The organism is Paenibacillus durus (genome assembly GCF_000756615.1).
GTDB classification, from domain to species: domain Bacteria; phylum Bacillota; class Bacilli; order Paenibacillales; family Paenibacillaceae; genus Paenibacillus_AQ; species Paenibacillus_AQ durus.
On record NZ_CP009288.1, the window covers coordinates 358,250 to 374,335 of the forward strand.

Genomic DNA, 16,086 nt, shown 5'->3' on the forward strand with positions numbered 1-16,086 from the left:
AATGACCGATATATTTTAATTATGGGGGCAAGAAAGCGATGCAGTATACGTTCGTCATCCTGCTGCAGCTGCTGGAACGCGCGGCGCTGCTGCTTATGACTCTGTTTGTATTGACCCGGGTGCCGCGCTTCAAGGAGATTTTTCAAAAAAGGGCCTACACTCGGCAGGAGCTGTTTATTGCAACCGTCATTTTCAGCCTGTTCGCCATATTCAGCACGTACAGCGGAATTAAGGTGGAAGGCTCTCTCGTCAATGTGCGGATCGTGGCGATCATGGCCGGCGGCATTCTGTTCGGACCCTGGGTAGGGCTGATTACCGGCCTGATCTCCGGCGTTCACCGGTTTCTGATCGATATCGGCGGCGTCACCTCGGTGCCCTGTCTGATTACTAGCATCATAACCGGTATCGTCTCGGGGATCATCTACCGGCGCACATCCGTCGAGCGCCGCTGGCAGGCCGGAATTCTGGCAGGCATGGGCTGCGAAGCGCTGACGATGCTGCTGATTCTCGTCATGGCGCAACCGGCGTCGCTTGGCGTAGAGATCGTATCGAAGATTGCCTTTCCGATGATTGTGAGCCAGGTCAGCGTTGGACTCATCGTCATGCTCGTTCAGAGCGTGGAAGGAGAGAAGGAGCGGATCGCCGCAAGGCAGTCCAAGTTAGCGCTGGATATTGCGAACAAGACGCTTCCCTATTTTCGGAGCATCAATCCGCAGTCTCTACGCAAAATATGCACGATTATCAAGGAAGACATCGGCGCGGATGCGGTCGCGATTACGGATACCCGGTGGATTCGCGCCTACGTCGGCATCGGTGAAGAGTATTACGCCGAGAAGAACGAGATTATCAGCGAGGAAACGAAGATCACGTTGTCCAGCGGGGAGATTACGATCCGTGATAATGATACCGACTACAATAATCAGCACATCAAATCGCTCATCATCATTCCGCTCAAGGAAAAGGGCATCGTTACCGGCGCGCTCAAAATTTATTATACGAAAGCCCACAAAATTACGTATTCCCTGCAGGCGATGGCCATCGGCCTGTCGCAGATGATCTCTACGCTGATGGAGGTCTCGCGGGTGGAAGACATCAAGGAGATGGCGAACAAGGCGGAGCTGAAGGCGCTGCAGACCCGCATTAATCCTCATTTTCTGTTCAACGCGCTGAACGCCATCGTTTCTTCTATCCGAATTGATCCGGACAAGGCCAGGGAGCTTATCATTAATCTGTCGGGTTATATGCGGTACAATCTGGAGCTGACGGACGATTTCATCGATATCCGCAAGGAGCTTCAGCAGGTCCGGCATTATGTGGAGATCGAGAAAGCGCGCTTCGGAAGACGCCTTAAGGTACTCTACGATATCGACGACGAGACGGAAGTGCGCATCCCGAGCCTGATTATCCAGCCCTTGGTGGAAAATGCGATTGTACATGGCATACTAAAAGGCCGGGGCGCGGGAACGGTGGTGATTTCGGTCAAGGACCGGGGGGATTGCGTGAGGATCGGCATCCGTGACACTGGGGTTGGCATCGGCGAAGAGACGATACAGAAGGTGTATGATGGCAGCATGCCGGAGAACAAGATCGGACTGTTCAACGTGCATCAGCGGGTGAAGCTGATCTACGGCGAGGGACTGAAGATTACGAGGCTGGATAAAGGGACGGATATTACTTTTGATGTCAAAAAGGAGAGCCGATGAAAGCGATAATCGTAGAAGATGAAGAGCTGGCCAGACAGGAGCTTGCCTATCTGATCCAGGCGAACAGCGGCATCGAGATCGTCGCTCAGTTCGAGGATGGTCTGGACGCGCTGAAATTTTTGCAGACCCAGGAAGTCGATGTGCTGTTTCTTGATATCAATATTCCTTCTGTGGACGGCGTGTTGCTGGCCCAGAATATCAGCAGATTTTCCGTGAAGCCCTATATTGTGTTCATCACCGCCTATAAGGAGCATGCAGCCGAAGCGTTCGAGATCGAGGCATTCGATTACATCCTGAAGCCGTACAGCGAAACAAGGATTAAGGGAATGCTGGGCAAGCTGGAAGCGGCCTTTGCGCAGCGACCCGGCGGGGAAGAGGAGCGAAGTCCGGTCAGCAACAAGATCAATTTGTGGAAAAATGAAAAAATTATCGTGGTCGACGCCGATGACATTTACTATGCCTCAGCCCAAGAGAAGACGACGAGCGTCTTTACGCGAAGCGAAGAATACTCCATGGGAGTCAGCATCAGCGAGTTTCACGGCCGGCTGCCGCAGGAACGTTTTTTCCGCTGCCACCGGTCTTTTGTCGTCAACCTGTCCAAAATCAAGGAAATCATTCCCTGGTTCAATAACACGTATCTGCTGAGGCTGCGCGATCTCGACTTCGAGGTACCTGTCAGCCGGAGCAAGGTTAAAGAATTCAGGCAGATTATGCGGCTGTAGAGGCAGTTCATTCCTTCTTTCCGTCATTTCGTTCCGTATTTGATCCGCATTGTTGCAAGCGAGTTACAATAAAGAGGCAAAAGGCGCTCATGAACGCGGCAATAACGGATGAAAGAAGGAAATGACCATGTCGGTAGGAACTAAAGCAAACAACCGCTTCCTCATTGTACTGGGAACAATCATTATGCAGATGGGACTGGGTACCATTTATACATGGAGCTTGTTCAACCAGCCTCTCGTGACCAAATTTGGCTGGCAGCTAAGCTCGGTATCCACTACCTTTTCTATAACGAGCTTTGCGCTAGCATTCGCGACACTCTTCGCGGGTAAGCTTCAGGATAAAATCGGGCTTCGCCGCCTGACAGCGGTGGCTGGAGTTATGCTCGGTCTCGGTCTAATGTTCAGCTCGCAGGCAAGCTCGCTGCCTATGCTTTACCTACTGGCAGGGGTCATTGCCGGGTATGCGGACGGAACGGCTTACATCACTTCGCTGTCGAACCTGATTAAATGGTTCCCTAACCGCAAAGGACTTATTTCGGGAGTCTCAGTCGGCGCTTACGGAACAGGAAGCCTGGTCTTCAAATATGTGAACGCCCACCTGATCGGCTCGGTCGGAGTCTCCCGTACGTTTCTGTACTGGGGCATGATCGTCATGGCAATGGTTGTCATTGGCTCTCTGCTTGTGCGTGAGGCTTCGGTTGTCAAAGCTTCCCCGTCTCCCTCGGCGGCCGATGCCGGAAACGGAGTCAAGGATTATACGGTCGGTGAAATGCTGCGTACCAAGCAAGCCTATCTGCTGTTTGTCATTTTCTTTACCGCCTGCATGAGCGGCCTTTATTTGATTGGTATCGTTAAGGATATCGGCGTGAAGCTGGCAGGACTTGATGTGCAGACCGCGGCCAACGCGGTGGCGATGATCGCTATCTTCAACACGGCGGGACGCCTTATCCTCGGGGCGCTGTCTGACAAAGTGAGCCGCCTGAAGCTGGTTGGCGTAACAATGGCCATTACCGCCGTCGCCGCGCTGACTCTGAGCTTCGCGCATCTGAACTTCGGACTGTTCTTCGCCTGTGTGGCCGCTATCGCTTTCTGCTTCGGCGGCAATATTACCGTCTTCCCGGCTATTGCCAGCGACTTCTTCGGCCTGAAGAACCACAGCAAGAATTATGGCATCATCTATCAAGGCTTTGGCCTTGGGGCATTGTCCGGCTCGATCATCGCCGCCTTCCTTGGCGGATTCAAACCGACCTTCGTCACCATTGGGGTGCTGTGCGCGATTGCCTGCGTGATCGCCGTATCCCTGAAACCGCCGATTGGAGCACGCAAGGAACGCAAACGGAGTACGGAGATATCCCGCCGCACCGCGTACGGACGGATCTCCTAAAGGCAGCAGTAAGTTTCAAGTGATGTCGGAACTCGGCAAGACCGCCCAAACTAGATTTCAATAATCTCCTAAAAGAATAGAAAAAGGGCGGCAAACATGTAAAGAGACTGTTCCTTGAGGGTCTATCAGACCTGACGGGAACGGTCTTTTTTCGTGCGGGAACATGTTATTGTAATCAGATACATTGTATAATCTGCGGCTGTTAACGGGAGGTTTGGAGAATGAATCAATGGGGAACAAGAAAAGAAACTCTGAAAGGTAAAGAAACAGGCAGAGAATATTAATAGCTCAAAGGGGCCAACCCAAAAGTGCTCGTATCATAGGGGGAATAACCAAAAAATGACCTCAAAATCCACGGTAAAGTGGAAGATGAGGTCATTTTTTGGATACAATTACAAATATAATGTGAGGGACTAAAAATCAAAAAATGGCTTTTGGGATCATAACATGTTATAGCCTTGCGGTGTATCCCGTGTATGTTCCATCCCCTTTAATGCTAAGGGTCAACTTGATATTGATAGGTTGAATATTGCTTCCTTCCCAAATGTCCCAGCTAAGCTTGACAGTTCCGGTTGCCCAAATTCCACCGGGGTAACCGGGATTATCTGTTACACTGAGGGTTTCACTATCGACCCCCCAGAGACTATACCATACTTTATCGAATGTGCCATAAGGAGAAGCTTCATGCCATGTAATTTTGGAACCATCTGTTTTATATGTCTGGTTAAGAGTATAAACCCACATATTTCCTCCGGTAATAACACTTTCACCACTCATCGTTACACTGGCTGTATATGGTGTATTAGTTGGGACCGAACTGGTAGTTACCAAAGATTGGTCTTTAGAAGTCAACGTCGGGGTAACATTTATACTAACCACAATTGCACTACCATCTTCAAATTCATGCCTTACAACAGGGTTATCTTTACTTACTTCAATATTATCTAAGACTTCTGCGATCTTTTCCAAGTTGTTGGCGTCAAGGTTTTTAATCTTTTCAAGTTCTTGAACGTTTTGAACTTTTTTGCCCAGTTCTAAATTTGGATTCTTTGTAGCGCTCTCATTGCCATTTGCAGCAAAAGCAGAAGTACCAAGAGAAAACATAAGTGCAGCAGCGACTATACTACTAACCAGATACTTCTTCAAAAACATCTTCCTCCCAATAATTGAAATATTTTTAAAATATATATAATCTTATCATTGAAGACGATCCATATCCATGAAATAAATGGAAATTTTTTAAAGGGGGTGAGGACTAGAATGTTTAAATTTAGAATTATGGATTATATTATTGTATTTATCTTGATTTCGCTTATAGGTGCCGTCAACATAGTCAAGACTGACGATTATTTCCCTGTAATTGTTAAGCTTTTGATCTATGCATTGATTTTCAGCATAGTGGTAGGTACAATCACGAATTTGATATTTAAATCCCGAAAGGATTAAACTCGAAAAGCAGCCTGTTTCCTGCCAGGCTGCTTTTTACTGGTACACGCATGAAACCTTATTAGAACAATTAAAGCGCTAAGATGATCGATAGCTTAATAAAGAGGATGGAACCCATAGATTTCTCAATTAATGTTACTTTTTTTGTAGGTGAAAATGGTTCAGGTAAATCTACACTACTAGAAGCGATTGCTTATCAATGCGGGTTTAACACAGCAGGTGGGGGAAGAAACATTACCTATTGTGTAGAGTCGTCTGAAGCTGCGCTTGGGAATTTCGTGAGATTATCCTGGTTCCCTAAAATAACTACGGGCTTTTTTTTGAGAGCAGAGTCTTTTTATGAATTCGCTACACACAATGACCACATAGGGGGACATAATTCGTATGGTGGTCGTTCACTTCACAGCCAGTCTCCCGGCGAGTCATTTCTAAGTTTGTTCAAACACAGATTCAAAGACAAGGGGATATATTTGTTAGATGAGCCAGAAGCAGCACTTTCACCGGCAAGACAATTGTCACTGCTTCGGATAATTAAGGATCTATCCGATTCGTCACAATTTATTATAGCAACTCATTCACCTATTTTAATGGGTTACCCAAACGCCCAGATCATAAATTTTGATAGTAACCCTATATCACAGATTGCTTATGAAGACACAGATCATTATCAGATTACCCGAAGGTTTTTAGAGAATCAGCAGATTGTACTTAGGCATTTATTTGATGATTAAAGGACCGACGGTTATCGGTCCCTTTGTATTTCTGCATTTTCTATTTCCCAATGAAATTTAAGGCCTTCAATGCATCAACAAGCCCATGTCCATACAGTTTTTCTTCACCCATTTCAGTAGCGGTCTTATCCAAAATCTCACGTATGTCTTTGTTTTCAAGATAAGGTTTAGCCTGCCAAATCAGAGCGGCTACGCCTGCCACATGCGATGAGGCCATTGAGGTGCCTAGGCTCATCGAGTATTGGTTATTCAGTGATTGCTATAAATACTTGCTCCAGGGGCCATCAATTCTAGGTCTTTTCCTGAGCTTGAATAAAATGTTCGTTCATTTCTACTGTTTATTGCTCCTACGGCAATAACCTCTTTATAGGCGGCTGGGTAAGCAATGGTATCGCCTTCGTTGAATCCACTATTTCCTGCAGCTGATACCAGTAATAGGCCTTTTTTGTAAGCTTCTTTCACAGCTTTCTTAAGTGTTTTGCTGTCCGTAGTCATCAATATAATCAGGGCTTCCTTGTACGAAACTTATACCACCGAACACCAGTAGATCGTCATGTGTATAATCAATTCCAGAATCAACTATTCCAATCTTAATCCCTTTGCCGGTAGAACCTTTCTCCTGTACTTTCAACGCATTTACTTTTTCAATTCCCCAAGGAATTTCCTGTTCTGATTGCAACAGGGAGAGGTCTATCCCTTCAGAGCTTAGGCTAGGTTCAGCAAGAGCTTCGATTTCAGGTGCAGCTTTGATTTTGAGGTCGGGTTCGTAAAATTCTATTTGGGAATATTCGTTTAATTTTAAAGCCTTGCTCTCAGAAATCTCCACCACTACAACAGGCATATACTGATACTCTCTTACTATCTTACCTTCCAAAGTATTAATTAGATTGTGATCAATTGAAGTTTGAAATGAAATTAAGTATCTTGTTTTAGCCCCTTGTGCTGATGTAGATTCTCTGTCAAAGTAAAAGATGTAACCACGAAACATATAAAAACGAGAAGACCGATTTTTCTCATAAACCGTCACAACCAATCCATATCGAAATGAATAGCTATTTACGCTTGGGAAAGTAGGTAATCACAAATCTGAATCTGTATTCCTTGCTCTTTCATTGCTTTTACCAAAGACAATGGCAGATCATCATCTGTGACAGGCCAGATGTTTGTGATAGCATTTTTTACATCATCCAATTGGATTGGTTTGTCACTAAACAAAAAGTCAGTGGAATAGCTCTCTTCCTTGAGACCAAAGGGTAGTGTATTGCCAGCGAGCCTTTCGGATAATGCCATAAACAATCTGTTGATCCGAGTTTGTTGGTCAGGTGTGATGCCGTATGACAAAATAAAGTCGTAGTAAGGATAGTTTCCATTGGAGCTTTTACAGATAGACAGACGTAATACCCTGTCTTCCAATGAAATTATTTTCTGTTGCATCTCGAGAATTTGATTACTTTGCTTTCTAACTAGTTCAATTAACTCCGCAATTCGTTGTTCCATCATTCAATTCACTCTTTCAAGTTTAGGATTTAAATAAAGAGGGAGGAACATATAGCTTCCCCCAAATTTTAGATTTAAATTACAGTAGAAGCCAGTCAACTGTCATAGCAATTGCGTCAGCAATACCTACGCCGTAAGTATCAGGAACACCTGCAAGGCGAAGGCCATCAAGCACGATGGTTCTGATCGTTCCTGTAGCATATTCCCCCAACTCGTCGAATTTGGCTATCGCATTGTCGATACCACTAGCAATTTTGGTGGTGTTGTTAGAAAGATACTTAGCAGTATCTGCATCAAGCCATTTTACAACATACTCGAGTGCTTCACCACCATATTTAATAGCACCCTTAATTACAGCAAGGGCACCTCTAACCAACCATCCCCATTTTCCAGAGGCCTCCACCTGTCCATCAGTTACTATTGTTTCAGTGGCCTCCACCTTTTCAGTAGTATCTTTTGTTTCGGTAGCAGTAGCAGTGGTAGGTTTTGCAGCAAAAGCTTGTGTAGCGGGTAGTACCGTACTAAAAGATAGTACAGCGGTCAGTGCAGCGAGCATTAGTGATTTCTTGAACAATTAGAACCCTCCTAAAAATGAGTAATGTATAATGGAATAAATTCCCATAACATCTACCACTATATCACCCCTTAAAATTGATTTTAAGGTAATAATTTACTGTTTTTTTTGCATACTTTGATAGTTGATTGATGTAGGTCAAATACGTTTGATTGTCGAATAAAGACGGAGACAAAAAAAGCTATCACGAAAGCCATCTGCGATGACTTTTTAAAGATAGCCCCCCAAGTTTTCTCCTATTAAAAATCATTTCCACATAATATCAATAACTCATTTGCTGGAAAGCGCAAAACGTGAATCGTTCCCCGGAAAAGACGCCGTTTACCGTTTTCTGAATCACAGCGGCTATGCCTGGCGGAGATTTCTGTCCTCGCTCAGCAGCGATACAGTGCGGCGTGTGGCCAAGTTGACCTCGAATCAGCGCCGGGCCGTGTTCATTGTGGATGATTGGCGTAGACAAACGTTCCTGCGGTTATAAGCGCCGCAAGGAAGCGCTGCTTCCAGCTCCGCGCGTCATCCCAGAGCAGCTGGACCGGGCGCTTTCCTCCGGGACCGTGGCCGAATATGTCTTAATGGACAGTTGGTTCACCCATGCCCCACTCATTCAGGATTTGCTCGGGCGCGGCTTGCAAGTTATTGGCATAGTGAAGAACGACAATAAGCGGTATCTCGTGCAAGACAAACGGTTAAACCTGAAGGAACTGTACGCCGCTGCTTGCCTACTCGAAAGCCCAAACCGCCATGTTTTGCGCCAGATCCGCACGGAACTTGCTCCTGGAATTCCGATTGCGGTGGTGTTCATCCGCAATCGCTCTAAAAAGAAGGAGTGGCTCGCGATCCTTCGACCGACCGGACCCTCACCGCTGCCGAAATCATTGGAACCTATGGCCTTCGCTGGGACATTGAGGTCTTCTTTAAATGCGTCAAATCCTTGCTGCGCCTGCAAAAAGAGTTCCAGAGCCGCTCCTACGATTTGCTCATTAGCCATACGACGATTGTCTTTTCCCGCTATATTCTGCTAGTATGGCGGCATTGGCAAAGTACGAACCAACGCACGCTCGGCGGATTGTTTACTTTGCGATGAAGTCAGCACCCTGGACTGGGTCGTTTCCTTGACTCAACTCGTGGAACTGCTGAACGAAATCGCGACTCAGGCAGGGAAGACGCTCTCTACCCTGATCCGAAGTCAACTCCAGCACTGGATCTCCGGTTTGCCCAGTTATATCAAGGCTTATCTGCCGCTTTTAGACTGCGAAAGTTGAGTCTATAAGTTTCACGCCTATAATTGGCATTATATTTCTACGAGAAACGGATGCCCTACTCCTGCGAGGATGACGCAGCCGTTTCTTTTTATATGCGAACATACTTTCGATATCAGGGATATAGTGGTAAGATAATAGGGTCTGGAAAGGGGAGGGAGCGAAATATGCCATACTGTCAAACCGGGAAAGCGGAGTTATATTATGAAGATTGGGGCGAAGGCAGACCTATAGTGATGATCCACGGTTTCAGTCCCGACCATCGGCTGATGAGCGGTTGTATGGAGCCTGTATTTAGGGAGAGAAAAGGCTGGAGACGGTTGTACATCGATCTGCCGGGAATGGGGAAGTCACGCCATTATCAGGATATCGGCAGCTCGGACGAGATGCTCGAAACGGTGCTGTCATTTCTGGATACCGTGCTTCCGGATGAGACCTATTGTCTCGCGGGGGAATCTTATGGCGGTTATATCGTCAGGGGAATCATTGCGGGTCGACCGGAGCAAGTGGATGGCGCAGCTTTGATTTGTCCGATGATTATACCGGAAAAAGAGGACAGGAAGCTTCCCGCACATTCCGCTGTTTATACGGACGTCAATTTTGTGGAGAAGCTTACAAAGGAACAGCGGGACGATTTCCGTTCAATCGGAGTCGTCCTTGACGAATATACCTGGAATCGCTACAACGAAGAGATATTATCCGGCATCCGGTTGGCCGACGAAGATTTTCTGGCTGCCATCAAAGCCCGGTATGGCTTCTCTTTCCCGGTGGATCAGGACGAATTTCATAAACCGGGACTCTTTGTCACGGGAAGGCAGGATTCTATGACGGGCTACATCGATGCTTTTTCCATCCTGGATAAATATACAAGGACTTCATTTGCGGTGCTGGACCGGGCGGGCCATAACCTGCAAATCGAGCAGCCGGAACTGTTCAACGCCTTGATGCAGGAATGGCTGGACAGGGTGGAAGAAGACGGGATAAAGTAACCGGCGGAGAGCTTTCGTGCGGATCTCAACAAATCCGAATTCGAAGTCTGCATGGCGGAAGTCGAAACCGGTCATTTTACAAGAAATGACTGGTTTCGATAAACTGCCTCTCCAGTGGCGACAGCTCATAGTTTAGACGGGTAACGATATATTTGTCGATGTACCGGTACTCGGGTGGAAGCTGCATATAATGTTTAACTTTATACTGCTGCGCAATGCGCTTGGAAATCACGGAAATTCCCATGCCCAATCCGGCAAATTGAAGCAGTGTCTCGAACATGCCAACCTCGATTGCATTGCCCTTCTGATAGCCATAAACCGAATACATTTGCTCCAGAATCGAAGTGTACAAGCAGTCTTCGGACAGAATGATCCGGTTTTCTTTGTGCAGACAGTACTCCAGACTAACGCCTTCCGCTGCCTTTCGGCCGATCAGGACCAATTCTTCTGTTCCAATTTTGCGGTAAGCAAGCTGCGCGGCAGCAGTCTTTCCAATGGTATAAGCCAGATCGATATTGCCTTGAATCAGTTCCTGTTCCATTTTTTCCGTTGTTCCGGTCTTTAGCGTTACTGAAAGATCGGGGTATTTATCATATAGATTCGTGAGCGCCGAAGTGATCTCTCCGCTGATGACGGATTGCATGGTGCCGAGCCGAAGCTTGGCCTCTCGCCGATTCATCGCTTGCTCCGTTTCTTCCCAAAGGATAAGCATCTTCTTGTACTGGCGGTACAGCTTCGTTCCTTCCTCTGTTAGTTCCATCCCTCTTACGCTGCGTATAAATAATTGCTGCCGATAGTGTGCTTCCAGCTTTTTGATTTTGGCCGTCATATTGGATTGAAGATGATTCATTCTGGCGGCGGCGGCAGAGACGCTTTTTAATTCGGCTACCGCAACGAAAGCCCGGATAATGTCAATGTCCAACCTTCTCTCTCTCCTTTTTTCATCAAAAAAAATGATACTACTATGCTAAATCAGCATTATTCTAAATGGTTTAGGTTCAGTATACTTGCTCTGTACAATCATTTCACCCCCGTAAATGGAGGAATTATCATGAGCAATGAAAGTATTCGAACGGGCATCATCGGCGGCTCGCTCAATCATCAATGGGCAAGCCAGACACATATTCCTGCGCTTAGCAGCAGCTCCTTGCATCAAATTACCGCTATAGCCACCTCCAAAATGGAGAGCGCCTTACAGAGCGCTGACGTCTTGGATGTCCCTCTTGCTTTTGCAGGACATCAAGAGCTAAGCCAATCCTCTGAGGTGGAATTGGTTGTAGTGAGCATCCGGGTTCCTTTCCATTATGAAGCGGTCAAGACCGCTATTCTGGCCGGAAAGCATGTGTATTGTGAGTGGCCTTTGGCCGTTACCGCCAGTCAGGCTGAAGAATTGGCCGAGCTTGCCGATCAGGCCGGGATTCATCATGCGATCGGTTTTCAGGCACGGCTTGACAATGCCGTACTTGAAGCAAAGCGGAGAATGGACAGCGGCGAAATAGGCAGGATTCTATCCTGCACCATGCAAGTATCCACTCAAGGCAAAGGCGGCGTGACGGATCGAAAGGGTGCATACCTCCTGATGGAGGAAAATGGCGCTACGCTGCTCACGATTAACGGGGGCCATTCTCTGGACGTTCTGTGCTACTTGCTGGGGGATTTCAAGGAATTGTCCGCAGTAATGAACAGTAACTACTCACAAGCCATTTTTACGGATACAGGAGAACCAGCAGCCAAGAATACAGCAGATCAGATTATGATTCACGGCACATTGAACAGCGCAGCATCCGTTTCCGTTCATATTCAAGGAGGCGCCTATCCGGGGTTCACTATGGATATTCAGGGAGAGAAAGGGATCATCCGGCTCAGTCAGCGGCATTCCTTGGGACATGTGCAGTTTGGAAATTTGCAGCTCCAGCAGGCGGTATATGCACCGGGCAGCTCGGCGGCAAGCAGCATGGATGACTTTAAGACCGTTCTCCCTGAGAAGAAGGAGACCAGATCCCCCGTGCAAAATGTTCTAGAGGCTCACATCCTACTTGCCCGGGACATTCTTGATCATACCTACCAGTCAGCCAATTTTCATGATGCGCTTCGCCTCCATCGCCTGTTGGATACCATCAGGCAAGCAGCAACAACGGGACAACGGCAGAAGCTGAGCTGATCCAAGTTTTCGCAGAATGGCAGAATGACGGGATGCAGAATGATGGGATTTTAAAAAAGCTTGCTTTGGGCTTGTTCAGCCGGAGTAAGCTTTTAATATATTAGCGGACTTTTGATATTTTAGCAGACAAGTGTAATATGATAGTTCGTAGAGCATTATCCAACGGAGGATGTCGAAGAATGGTGAGCTATGGATGGCTAACGGATAGACAACGGTCTTTTTTTGCAAGCGGGGCAACAAAAGAATTAAGCTATCGGATCGACGCGCTTCGCCGTCTTAAAGCAGGTATACAGGAGCGCGAAAGACAGCTGATCAACGCCTTAAAAGCGGATCTGAACAAATCTGAATTCGAAGCTTACATGGCGGAAATCGGAATTGTTCTTGAGGAAATCAGCTTTACGCTGAAGCATTTGCGGACATGGGCCAAGCCTCGTAAGGTAAGAACGCCGATCACTCATTTTGGCGCCAGAGGGTACATTTATTCCGAGCCGTACGGCTTGGCCTTGATCCTCGCTCCCTGGAATTATCCGTTCCAACTGGCCGCCGCTCCATTGATCGGCGCAATCGCGGCAGGAAACTGCGCGGTCCTGAAGCCGTCGGAATTGACCCCAAGAACTTCGGAGACTATCGCAGAGATCATCCGCACGAGCTTTCAGGAAGATTATATTTCTGTCATTCAGGGCGGGATTGAAACGAGCGAGGCGCTGCTGAGGGAGAAGTTCGACTATATCTTTTTTACCGGGAGTGTTCCGGTCGGGAAGATTGTTATGATTGCTGCCGCCAAGCATCTGACACCGGTGACTCTGGAGCTTGGAGGAAAAAGCCCCTGCATCGTTCATGAAGACGCCAATCTCAAGCTGGCCGCGAGGCGTATCGCCTGGGGGAAGTTCATGAACGCCGGACAAACCTGCGTAGCGCCGGATTATATCTATGTCCATCAGAGCATCAAGGAGCGTTTCCTTAGGGAGCTGGAGAGCGCGGTAAAGGAATTGTACGGGGAACGGCCTCTGCTGAATCCGGACTATACGCGGATTGTCGGCAGGAAGCATTTTGACCGGATTGAGGCGTTTCTGGACAATGGAACACGGGTATTCGGCGGAGGAACGGACCAAGAGAAATTAACGATCGAACCGACCGTTCTAACGGATATTGGCTGGGAAGATCCTGTGATGCAGGAAGAGATATTCGGGCCGCTTCTGCCGGTGCTGGAATACGGTGATCTGCCGGAGGCGATCAGAGAGATTGGCAGCCAGCCGAAGCCGCTTGCACTGTATTTGTTCACGGAAAGCAAAAGTGTGCAGGAGGATGTGAGGAAGAAAGTTTCTTTCGGCGGAGGCTGCATCAATGATACGGTGTATCATATTACTTCTCCATACCTGCCGTTTGGCGGAGTAGGCAGCAGCGGGATGGGGGCGTATCACGGACAAGCGAGCTTCGATACGTTCTCGCACAGCAAGAGCGTTCTGAAGCAGACGACACGGTTCGATCTCCCGTTCCGGTACCCGAACCGCAGGAATGGGCTGAAGCAGATCAAGCGGTTTCTGAGATGACGGCAGCGGCCGGGTTGTACCGGCTGATCGGGGGTGTCTCCGCAAAAGTGGTGTGAATATCCGGTTGACCGCAAAATGGATGTCTCCGTAAAGGCTGCATGAAGAACGGGATGACCGGAAAATGAACAGGATGGGTTACCTATGAGCCGCCATGGACGGGTTCACTTTAAAGTCTGGACAGGGGGGAGGAGTCGGAGTTCGGGCAGGCGCGTGTATGAAATGGAAAACCTCCCTTTTATTTAAGGAGAAAGGGACGTTATGCGGCGATATAAGGGAAAAGCGCCGGCTTATTGGCTGGGGTTTCAAGTATTTCTGCAAAAACGCCTAAATAAGAGGGAGGTATTCCCTCTCAGGTTAGGCATAAGCCCTCTAGTTGAAAAATAAGAGGGAGGAATTCCGTTTCAGCTCACGATTAGCGCGGGCGAGGTGGTTGACCACCGTCATGTGACGCCAAACACCACGCGCGAGGAGCTTCGTGCTGTGCGGCTTTCACGCCATCCGTCCGGCGGTGAGTGAATCCGGGACCTGAGCTGCGGTTATAGAGCGGAAGCATGCGGGACTGTGCCAAAGTATTCGAATTAGATAGGGACGATTCAAAAATGACCTCAAACTCCACGGGCACGTGGAAGATGAGGTCATTTAGGGTAACGACATTCCATTTAAAGTGGGGGACCCGGCATCCCGAAATAACTTTTGGGATAGCCTTAAAGAGAGTTAAGGCATCCTTGTCGGACTTCTTTAGCCTTCCAGCAGCAGCGCCTCAGGATCCTCCAGCAGCTCTTTGACCTTGACGAGAAAGCTTACCGCTTCGGCTCCGTCGACGATCCGGTGATCGTAGGACAGGGCGATGTACATCATCGGCTTGTTGACGGTTGTCACTTCATCGATGGCGATCGGGCGGAGCTGGATTTTATGCATGCCCAGAATGCCGACCTGCGGAGCATTCAGGATCGGCGTCGACAGCAGGGAACCGAATACGCCGCCGTTAGTAATCGTGAAGGTGCCGCCCTGAAGATCGGAGAGGGCGAGCGTGTTGGCGCGGGCTTTGGCGGCAAGCTCGGAGATCTGCCGCTCGATCTGCGGGAAGCTGAGCCGGTCGGCCTCCCGGACCACCGGCACGACCAGTCCTTCCTTGGCGGACACGGCGATGCCGATATCGTAATATTTCTTGATAATAAGGTCCTCGCCGTCAATCTCGGCATTGAGCAGCGGATACGCCTTGAGCGCGCCGACCACCGCTTTGGTGAAGAAGGACATGAAGCCGAGGCCGATGTCATGCTTCTCCTTGAAGGTATCCTTGCGCCGCTTGCGGATATCCAGGATCGCGGTCATGTCCACCTCGTTGAAGGTGGTCAGCATGGCCGCCGTATGCTGCGCCTCCACGAGGCGGCTGGCAATCGTGAGCCGTCTGCGCGACATGCGCTTGCGCTCGGTCTCCTTGCCGTCCGCCGCCTTGGCCCCAGGCGGCGGGCTGCCGGCCGGCGCGCCCTGCGTTGGCGCGGCCGGCTTCGGCGCAGCGGGTACCGCTGCTGCGCCGAAGGTCTTCACATCGGCCTGGCCAATCCGGCCGATGGGATCGCGCGCGCCGACCTCGCCGAGGTCGATGCCGCGCTCGCGCGCGAGCTTGCGCGCACCCGGCGAAGCCAGGTACGCGGCGCCGTTCTCGGCGGCCGGGCCTTCCGGGGCGGCCGCCAGGGTCCCTGCACCGGCGGGAGGCGCCGCCGGCTGCTGCGCCGCAGGCGCTTCCGGCGCTTCCGGCGCGGCAGGCTTGACGCTGTCCGCCGCCGAAGCCTCTCCGGCTACTCCGCTACCGCCGCCGCCGATCAAGCCGATCACTTCGCCGACCGCGACGTTGTCTCCGTCTTTGCGCAAGATGGCGGAAATGACGCCGCTCTCCTCCGCGCTGATTTCCAGGTTCACCTTATCCGTCTCAAGCTCTGCCAGCACATCCCCCTGGCCGACATGGTCGCCTTCTTTTACAATCCACTTGTAGATCGTTCCTTCTGTAATGGATTCGCCCAGATCGGGCACTTTAATTTCGGACACTGGCCGCTACCTCCCCAAATTGTG

At 49.1% G+C, this 16,086-nt stretch carries 14 protein-coding genes and 2 pseudogenes; 8 read left to right on the forward strand and 8 right to left on the reverse strand.

Features of this window, described 5'->3' with window-relative positions; translation table 11 throughout:
* Positions 1-38 precede the first annotated feature (38 nt).
* The 3 genes from PDUR_RS01695 (at position 39) to PDUR_RS01705 (ending at position 3,809) form a co-directional block, all read left to right on the forward strand.
* Positions 39-1,703, forward strand: a complete 1,665-nt coding sequence (locus PDUR_RS01695) for a sensor histidine kinase (protein WP_052409916.1) — start codon at positions 39-41, stop codon at positions 1,701-1,703.
* The gene (locus PDUR_RS01700; RefSeq protein ID WP_042204812.1) at positions 1,700-2,425 is read left to right on the forward strand and encodes a LytR/AlgR family response regulator transcription factor; all 726 of its coding nucleotides are present in this window, start codon (positions 1,700-1,702) and stop codon (positions 2,423-2,425) included. The genes PDUR_RS01695 and PDUR_RS01700 overlap by 4 nt, the downstream gene beginning before the upstream one ends.
* A 127-nt stretch (positions 2,426-2,552) precedes the next feature.
* Complete coding sequence (locus PDUR_RS01705; RefSeq protein ID WP_042204813.1) at positions 2,553-3,809, forward strand: L-lactate MFS transporter; 1,257 nt, start codon at positions 2,553-2,555, stop codon at positions 3,807-3,809.
* Positions 3,810-4,259: 450 nt separating this feature from the next.
* Here PDUR_RS01705 and PDUR_RS01710 read toward each other — a convergent pair whose 3' ends face one another.
* Positions 4,260-4,955, reverse strand: a complete 696-nt coding sequence (locus tag PDUR_RS01710; RefSeq protein WP_042204815.1) for a hypothetical protein — start codon at positions 4,953-4,955, stop codon at positions 4,260-4,262.
* 398 nt (positions 4,956-5,353) lie between these two features.
* Between PDUR_RS01710 and PDUR_RS01720 the strand changes: the two are divergent.
* A pseudogene (locus PDUR_RS01720) lies at positions 5,354-5,986 on the forward strand (AAA family ATPase); the annotation flags it as partial.
* Positions 5,987-6,026: 40 nt separating this feature from the next.
* On the opposite strand, the gene PDUR_RS30020 reads toward PDUR_RS01720, so the two are convergent.
* The 5 genes from PDUR_RS30020 to PDUR_RS01740 all read right to left on the reverse strand — a co-directional run bounded on the left by PDUR_RS30020 (position 6,027) and on the right by PDUR_RS01740 (position 8,057).
* Entirely contained in the window at positions 6,027-6,203 is a 177-nt protein-coding gene (locus PDUR_RS30020) for a S8 family serine peptidase (RefSeq protein ID WP_169744881.1), read from the reverse strand.
* Positions 6,204-6,235: 32 nt separating this feature from the next.
* Complete coding sequence (locus PDUR_RS30025) at positions 6,236-6,481, reverse strand: S8 family serine peptidase (RefSeq protein ID WP_052409921.1); 246 nt, start codon at positions 6,479-6,481, stop codon at positions 6,236-6,238.
* Complete coding sequence (locus tag PDUR_RS01730; protein ID WP_156130238.1) at positions 6,456-7,013, reverse strand: hypothetical protein; 558 nt, start codon at positions 7,011-7,013, stop codon at positions 6,456-6,458. Before PDUR_RS01730 ends, PDUR_RS30025 begins: the two co-directional genes overlap by 26 nt.
* Before the next feature lie 29 nt (positions 7,014-7,042).
* Positions 7,043-7,486 (reverse strand): hypothetical protein, encoded by a 444-nt coding sequence (locus tag PDUR_RS01735; RefSeq protein WP_052409922.1) that lies wholly within the window; start codon positions 7,484-7,486, stop codon positions 7,043-7,045.
* Between the two features lie 76 nt (positions 7,487-7,562).
* Positions 7,563-8,057 carry a hypothetical protein gene (locus tag PDUR_RS01740; RefSeq protein ID WP_052409924.1) on the reverse strand — a complete coding sequence of 165 codons (495 nt, stop codon included), beginning with the start codon at positions 8,055-8,057 and terminating at the stop codon, positions 7,563-7,565.
* Between the two features lie 250 nt (positions 8,058-8,307).
* Here PDUR_RS01740 and PDUR_RS30245 point away from each other — a divergent pair.
* A pseudogene (locus PDUR_RS30245) lies at positions 8,308-9,319 on the forward strand (IS4 family transposase); the annotation flags it as partial.
* Between the two features lie 164 nt (positions 9,320-9,483).
* Positions 9,484-10,305 (forward strand): alpha/beta fold hydrolase, encoded by an 822-nt coding sequence (locus PDUR_RS01750; RefSeq protein WP_042204819.1) that lies wholly within the window; start codon positions 9,484-9,486, stop codon positions 10,303-10,305.
* A 76-nt stretch (positions 10,306-10,381) separates the two neighbouring features.
* On the opposite strand, the gene PDUR_RS01755 is transcribed toward PDUR_RS01750, so the two are convergent.
* The gene (locus tag PDUR_RS01755) at positions 10,382-11,227 is read right to left on the reverse strand and encodes a LysR family transcriptional regulator (RefSeq protein WP_042204820.1); all 846 of its coding nucleotides are present in this window, start codon (positions 11,225-11,227) and stop codon (positions 10,382-10,384) included.
* A 129-nt stretch (positions 11,228-11,356) separates the two neighbouring features.
* Between PDUR_RS01755 and PDUR_RS01760 the strand changes: the two genes are divergently transcribed.
* Positions 11,357-12,466: a Gfo/Idh/MocA family protein gene (locus PDUR_RS01760; protein ID WP_042204821.1), complete on the forward strand. Its 1,110-nt coding sequence runs from the start codon at positions 11,357-11,359 to the stop codon at positions 12,464-12,466.
* Positions 12,467-12,645: 179 nt separating this feature from the next.
* Positions 12,646-14,016, forward strand: a complete 1,371-nt coding sequence (locus PDUR_RS01765) for an aldehyde dehydrogenase (RefSeq protein WP_042204822.1) — start codon at positions 12,646-12,648, stop codon at positions 14,014-14,016.
* Between the two features lie 738 nt (positions 14,017-14,754).
* Here the strand turns inward: PDUR_RS01765 and odhB are convergent.
* Positions 14,755-16,062: a 2-oxoglutarate dehydrogenase complex dihydrolipoyllysine-residue succinyltransferase gene (gene odhB, locus PDUR_RS01770; protein ID WP_042204823.1), complete on the reverse strand. Its 1,308-nt coding sequence runs from the start codon at positions 16,060-16,062 to the stop codon at positions 14,755-14,757.
* Positions 16,063-16,086: the final 24 nt, after the last annotated feature.